This window comes from Micromonospora sonchi (genome assembly GCF_014646235.1).
Classification (GTDB): domain Bacteria; phylum Actinomycetota; class Actinomycetes; order Mycobacteriales; family Micromonosporaceae; genus Micromonospora; species Micromonospora sonchi.
In genome coordinates, this window is record NZ_BMNB01000068.1 from 1 (window position 1) to 3,520 (window position 3,520).

Annotated in this window: 2 protein-coding genes and 1 pseudogene; all 3 read left to right on the top strand. The window is 67.1% G+C overall.

Going from position 1 to position 3,520, the window contains the following annotated elements; translation table 11 throughout:
- Positions 1-53: 53 nt before the first annotated feature.
- A pseudogene (locus tag IEY61_RS30730) lies at positions 54-341 on the top strand (transposase); the annotation flags it as partial.
- A gap of 648 nt (positions 342-989) precedes the next feature.
- Entirely contained in the window at positions 990-2,420 is a 1,431-nt protein-coding gene (ltrA, locus tag IEY61_RS30735; RefSeq protein ID WP_189050826.1) for a group II intron reverse transcriptase/maturase, read from the top strand.
- Positions 2,318-3,490, top strand: a complete 1,173-nt coding sequence (locus tag IEY61_RS30740; RefSeq protein ID WP_268240708.1) for an IS3 family transposase — start codon at positions 2,318-2,320, stop codon at positions 3,488-3,490. Before ltrA ends, IEY61_RS30740 begins: the two co-directional genes overlap by 103 nt.
- The last annotated feature ends 30 nt before the right edge of the window (positions 3,491-3,520 follow it).

The window sequence follows — 3,520 nt, forward strand, 5'->3', positions numbered from 1 at the left end:
CTGTCCCGCACCGGGTTTGATGGAGACATCGAAACCTGGGAGGAACACCAGCGATGCCTGCCCCGAAGAAGTACCCCGATGAGTTGCGTGAGCGTGCGACCCGGTTGGCGGTCGAGGCCCGCCGGGATCCGGCGTCCGCGGTCGGGGCGATCCGGCGGATCGCCGGGCAGCTCGGGGTTCATCCGGAGGCGTTGCGCACGTGGGTGAAGAAGGCCGAGACCGACGCCGGTGAGCGGCCGGGCACCACCAGCAGCGATGCGGAACGCCTCGCCGCGTTGGAACGGGAGGTGCGTGAGCTGCGGCGGGCGAACCAGATCCTGAAGTCTGCGGCGTCTTTCTTCGCGGCGGAGTTGTGCGCCACGTAGCGCTGAGTGATCGAGGAGGGTGAGAGACCTTCCCGCCGGGCCGTCGCAGCGGCTCGGTCGAAGCCTGGGGGCAGCCTGACCTGCGCAATGGCGGGGAGGGTGGCAAGCGGCCCTGACAAAGGCGGGACGTGCCGGGACTGCCAGACGGTGCGGGTTCGTCGAGGCGAGGCCAGAAGGTGTAACGCGAGTGAACCAGTGTCTGACGCTTCGTAACAGCGAAGCCGGCTCCAACCTGGTGGATACGGGCCGGTGAGCAGCGCACGACCCCGAGGCTTCGGCCGCCGGGGTGGACTCCGAAGCCGTTTAGCTCCGGCGGTGGGGAGGCCACGGTGAAGGCCTGCGGCGTAGCCGTGGCGATGCTGCCGGAGTAGAGCTGGGCACCTCCCTGGCTGATCGATCATGTGGTGAACGTGGGAACCGACCGGCGTCCGCCGGGTTTCCGTCCTTCCAGGGCGGGGCTGGGCAGGTGTGTTGCCGCTGTGGGGTGACCGGTCGGGGCGGAGGCCTCGTAGTAGTCGCGGGCGTGACGACCCGCCGTCGGGGTCCGGGAGAGCCGGACACAGGGCGAAGGGGGCCAGCAAGTCAGGCAGGGTGGATGCTGGAATGCCAGGAGGGATGTCGCCGGTGAACACCGACGATCCGGAGTTGGCCCTGTTGCGGGCTGAGGATCGGGTACTGGAGATCCAGACCAAGCTGCACCGTTGGGCTCGTGATGGTCCTCATCGCCAGTTCGACGACCTGTTCAACCTTGTCGTCGATCCCGCGTTCCTGTTGGTGGCGTGGGATCGGGTGCGGAGCAACAAGGGTGCCAAGACCGCCGGAGTGGACGGCCGGACAGCGTTGTCGGTCGTGCTGCGTGTCGGTGTCGAGGAGTTCCTCGGTGAGCTGCGGGCCTCGTTGAAGGACCGCAGTTTCCGGCCGCTGCCGGTGCGGGAAAGGATGATCCCGAAGCCCGGCGGCAAGCTGCGCCGGTTGGGGATCGCCACGATCACCGACCGGGTGGTTCAGGCATCTTTGAAGCTGGTGTTGGAGCCGATCTTCGAGGCGGATTTCCTCCCATGTTCTTATGGGTTCCGTCCGGGGCGCCGGGCTCATGACGCGGTGGCCGAGATCCGTTACCTGGCCACGAATCCACGCAGGTACGAGTGGATCGTGGAAGGCGACATCAAGGCCTGCTTCGACGAGATCGACCACACCGCCCTGATGGGCCGGGTGCGTGGCCGGATCATTGACAAGCGCGTCCTGGACCTGGTGAAGGCGTTCCTGAAAGCCGGGATCCTCGGTGAGGATCGGCAGCTTCGGGAGACCAACGCCGGAACCCCGCAAGGGTCGATCCTGTCCCCGCTGCTGAGCAACCTCGCCCTGGCGGTGCTGGACGAGCACATCGCTCAGCGGCCCGGTGGTCCGGGCTCCAGCCCGGGCGAGAGGGCTGGGCGGCTGCGGCGCGGTCTGCCGAACTTCAAGCTGGTCCGGTATGCCGACGACTGGTGCCTGATGATCAGGGGCAGCCAGTCCGACGCCGTGATGTTGCGGGACGAGATCGCCGGGGTGTTGTCGACGATGGGTTTGCGCCTGTCGCCGGACAAGACTCTGGTCACCCACATCGACGAGGGCGTGGACTTCCTCGGGTGGCGCATCCAGCGTCATCGCAAGAGGGGCACCAACCGGTATTTCATCTATACCTATCCGGCCAAGAAGTCACTGAAAGCAGTGATGGCCAAGGTCAAGACGCTGTGCCGGCAGGTCGAGGTGAACCAGCCGCTGGACGAGCTGATCCGTCGGCTCAACCAGGCAGTTCGCGGCTGGTGCGCCTACTTCCGGCCCGGAGTGTCGTCGGCGACTTTCGCCTACCTCAGCCACTACCTATGGCAGACGGTATGGCGATGGCTGCGACGGAAACACCGCCGGGCCACCTGGAAGGAACTGCGCCGTCAGTATTGCGGCGGTGGTTGGTGGCCGCGCGGGCAGCGGGAACTGTTCGACCCGGAGGCGCTGGGCACGACCCGGTATCGCTACCGCGGCTCGATCATCCCGTCGCCCTGGCCGACCGCCTGACGAGGAGCACCACCAGCACTATCGGGGCTCGTGGAGAGCCCGGTGCATTGAAAGGTGCACGCCGGGTTCGGGAAGCGGCCCGGGGAAACGGACCAGCCCAACAGGTCTGGCACCGCGACCCGGGCCGACTTCACGGACCGTCCGTCGCGATGAAGGTCGAGTTCGTCGACTCCCAGAAGGCCGAACACGGTGTCCAGCCGGTCCTGCAGGCGCTCGAAGACACGCCGGCACAGATCGCACCGTCGACCTACTACGCCGCCAAGACCCGCCCCGCCAGCGCCCGCTCACGGCGCGACGAGGAGCTGACCGCGATGATCGAGCAGGTCCATGCGGCCAACTACGGCGTCTACGGCGCCCGCAAAATCTGGCACGCCATGCACCGCCAGGGGGTGCGGGTGGCCCGGTGCACGGTCGAGCGGCTGATGCGCCAGTCCGGGCTGCGTGGGCTGCTGCGCGACAAGTCGCCGCGCACGACCCGGCCGGCGGCCGAGACCAGCCGCCCTGCTGACCTGGTCAGACGGGACTTCACCGCAGCGGGCCCGAACCAGCTGTGGGTCGCGGATCTGACCTACGTGCGAACCAGCGTGGGATGGGTGCACGCCGCGTTCGTCCTCGACGTGTACTCCCGCATGATCGTCGGCTGGCAGGTGTCCACGAGTCTCTACACCGACCTGGCTCTCGACGCGCTGAAGATGGCGATCTGGCGCCGCGAGAATCAAGACGCTGACCTGGGCGGACTCGTCCACCACTCCGACCGTGGAGTCCAATATCGAGCGATCCGCTACAGCCAGCGGCTCGCCGAGGCCGGCGCCGTCGCCTCGGTCGGCGCCAAGGGCGACTCCTACGACAACGCGATGGCCGAAGCGTTCAACTCCCTGTACAAGGCCGAACTCGTCCGCAACACCGGCCCATGGCGCGGGCTCGACGACCTGGAGATGGCCACCGTCGAGTACATCGACTGGTACAACAACCGACGCCTGCACGGTGAGCTCAAGCACGTCCCGCCCACCGAGTACGAAGCACTACACGCGATGACCCAGCCGGTCACCGCACCCCTGAAAACCAGCTAACCAACTCTCCATCAAACCCGGGGCTTGACA